Annotated in this window: 4 protein-coding genes; all 4 read right to left on the bottom strand. The window is 46.4% G+C overall.

Translation table 11 applies throughout. The features are described from left to right. Positions 1-30 precede the first annotated feature (30 nt). The 4 genes from INT21_RS08455 to INT21_RS08440 all read right to left on the bottom strand — a co-directional run bounded on the left by INT21_RS08455 (position 31) and on the right by INT21_RS08440 (position 2,338). Positions 31-288: a DUF6891 domain-containing protein gene (locus INT21_RS08455; protein ID WP_193085068.1), complete on the bottom strand. Its 258-nt coding sequence runs from the start codon at positions 286-288 to the stop codon at positions 31-33. 369 nt (positions 289-657) lie between these two features. After that, on the bottom strand, positions 658-1,059 hold the full coding sequence (locus INT21_RS08450) for a PaaI family thioesterase (protein ID WP_193085070.1): 402 nt from the start codon (positions 1,057-1,059) through the stop codon (positions 658-660). A 61-nt stretch (positions 1,060-1,120) separates the two neighbouring features. Continuing rightward, positions 1,121-1,747 (bottom strand): LysE family translocator, encoded by a 627-nt coding sequence (locus INT21_RS08445; RefSeq protein WP_193085067.1) that lies wholly within the window; start codon positions 1,745-1,747, stop codon positions 1,121-1,123. Positions 1,748-1,885: 138 nt separating this feature from the next. After that, positions 1,886-2,338 (bottom strand): GGDEF domain-containing protein, encoded by a 453-nt coding sequence (locus INT21_RS08440; RefSeq protein ID WP_226930612.1) that lies wholly within the window; start codon positions 2,336-2,338, stop codon positions 1,886-1,888. Positions 2,339-2,365 lie beyond the last annotated feature (27 nt).

Here is a 2,365-nt window from a genome sequence, read left to right as displayed (position 1 = left end):
AATATTATCTGCGTCTGTGTGTCCGGGAAACTATAACCACTTCACACCTCTGTCTCGCAGGGCTTGAAATGCACTATCCAGTCGATCCAGATCTGTCACTCTGGGCCATGTCTTTTCAGCTTCATGTTTCTTCTTAAACTCGCTGTTGACTGACTCACGCAACATATCTTCATCTGCCTCCTCTTCAAGCAGGTCAGAAATTTCTTCCTGAATGTCTTCTCGTGCATGAAACCCACCCCAGACAAGCGTCTTAACAATGTCTAAAGTATATTGATCCACTTTATTCATACTCTTTTCCTTAGTTGCCTGAAGATTGCTGTTACACAATTACGGCATATAAACGCACTGGAATGTGGCTGGCTCAATCCTGAATATTGACCTAAATGCCTTTACGCTTGATGGCTGCTAGAAACTCGTACAGAGAGGCGTTATCAAAGGCGTTCATGGCGAAATTGAGTTTGAAATAATCGCCGTCACTTAGCGCAAACGTCAGCCGGGAGGCGGCGTTGCTTTGAGCGTCGCCCTGAAATGCCCTTCATGATGAGCTGATTACCTCTCAGGGAAAGCTGGTAGGACGACAGCGCTGTCAGCAGCCACTTCACATAGATGTAAAACAGGCCACCCAGTAACAGCAGTCCGCCACAGCGCTTGGTTAGATTACGATGCAGCAATCCTGCTAATCGTGCCAAGAGAAACGGCTACCAGTTTTTCCTCACCATCTGCTTGAGCGAAGACCTTACACTCACAGGTCGCTTGCCGTTTTCCAGAATATAAGACCGTTGACCTAGCGATCAATTTATCGCCGATCGCGGGTCTAACATAGTTTACTTTGTACTCTGACGTGACACAGCCTCCTAACACTGACGCTCCGGCAAAGGTAATACAATTATCCGCCAAGTAGCTAACGACACCACCATGCGCAAAACCATTGTTTTGCTTGAGATCATCTCTAATCTCAAGGCTCAATTCAGCACTTCCGGCAGCAAACGCTTCTAGCTTTGCTCCCAATAGTAAGCTGAAAGATTGCTGTGACAGTATCTCTCTTCCTTTCTCTAACATATCACTCAATGTTCAGCTCCTTGCCCTACTCTGGAGATCTAACAACTATTAGACAGCGTTTCTATCTCTGCTTCATGAACGCCACAGCCAGACCCGATGAGACAAACGTAACGCCTGCTCCAATATTTAACCCAGAAACCAATTTGGGTTTGTTTCTCAGCCATTCCGATAACCTAGATGAAAACACGCCCATAAGGCTGAAACCTAGCGCTGTTAAAGCCGCAAACCAAACCCCATAGCCAATCATTTGCCAGGTCACAGAGCCCAGATTAGGATTTACGAACTGAGGTACAAACGCGAGCACAAACATACCCGGCTTAGGGTTGAGTGCCGCTGAAAGGAAGCCCGTTGAGAATATAGTTTTTAAAGACTGTTTTTTTGCAGGCTCTAAAGAAAATAGATTTCGAGACCGAAGGACTTTAACGCCTAACCAAATGAGATAGCCCGCACCAATAATCTTGACCACATAGAACGCCAGCTCAGACGTTTGAATTAAAAGAGTCAGCCCAAATGTCGCCGCTAGCACGTGGAATAGAATTCCCATTCCAGACGATAAACCGGAAACAGTTGCGGCCAATCTACCCTGGCTTAAACCTCGTCCTATCGCCAGCATGTTATCTGGCCCGGGGGAAATCACTAACAGCAAACATGCCAGTGTATATGTAGCCAACACCTCTAATGGAAACATGTCATCTCCTTCTACCTGTAACCGAACGTCATCGCCAGCGGGACTTCCTGCTCAGGTGGTGAAACGTCAGCCGTGAGGCAGCTTTACTTTTGCCTTGAAGCAAGCTTTTGCATGGAGTAGCGCAAGCTTACGAGTATCTTAACGGGTTGCATGAGATGCAAGGTACACACGATCTCTACCGTCTTGCTTGGCTTTGTACATAGCCTCATCAGCACGAGCCAATAAGCTTTCGGGAGACTCTCCATTTTCCAACATGGCGACCCCAACACTTATGCTTAGCGTAGTAGACTCTCCGCTGCCAAAATCGACCGGCGAAACCGCTAAACGCTTTCTCAGATTATTGCCCAATTTCTGGCTGGCTTCCAAGTTTGCACCGGGTAGGAAAAAGACAAATTCTTCCCCTCCTATACGGCCACAAAAATCAGTTTTGCGCCCTACCTCCGGTGCTAAACGAGCAAATTCAGTCAATGCTAAATCACCTGCAGCATGCCCCCATTTATCATTAATCTTTTTAAAATAATCAATATCTATCGAAAGAACACTGAAACTATTACCAAACCGTGATGCTTGGTTTACTAAGTGGCTATTCAAAATTTATCGTGCGCTCAGACCCGTAGC

Origin of the sequence: Halomonas sp. 3F2F, from assembly GCF_014897805.1 — a bacterium.
Classification (GTDB): domain Bacteria; phylum Pseudomonadota; class Gammaproteobacteria; order Pseudomonadales; family Halomonadaceae; genus Vreelandella.
Note: the sequence above shows the minus strand (reverse complement) of the source record. Positions and strands in the feature narration are given on the sequence as shown.